Annotated in this window: 1 protein-coding gene; it reads right to left on the reverse strand. The window is 58.3% G+C overall.

What is annotated here, in order from left to right; genetic code table 11:
- Nucleotides 1-386, reverse strand: a 386-nt coding sequence (locus tag Q5Y71_RS17285; RefSeq protein ID WP_306043308.1) for an RHS repeat-associated core domain-containing protein, incomplete at both ends; no start/stop codon positions are given.

A 386-nucleotide genomic window follows, 5' to 3' on the forward strand; every position in this document is an offset into this window, starting at 1 on the left:
TCCTCCTCTCTTCTTTTTTTCTCTTCATCGTCATCAAAGCCATACCTTGCCATATACCCAGTGGGATCCACCAGGCTCACGGGATTGTTCAGAACATAACTATACCGGTTCCAGCTCTGGCTGTAAGTGGGCGCCTGCACGATGGGGTCCGGGCTCAGGAACCGCCCCAGGGTCGGGTCGTAAATCCGCCCGTTCATATGGATCAGGCCAGTTCTGTCCAGGTGCTCGTGGCCAGTGTAGCCGCGCTTGCTGGTCACGTGTTGCACCGCGAGTAGCTCCAGCGTCTGCGCCAGCCCCAGATCCCCGCTCCAGTCTTCCTGGCGGCGGCTGCCATCGGGGTTAAAGGCGGTACTCAAAATCTCCAGGCCATCCGCATCGGTGATTTT

Source organism: Microbulbifer sp. 2205BS26-8 (assembly GCF_030731025.1).
Lineage (GTDB): Bacteria > Pseudomonadota > Gammaproteobacteria > Pseudomonadales > Cellvibrionaceae > Microbulbifer > Microbulbifer spongiae.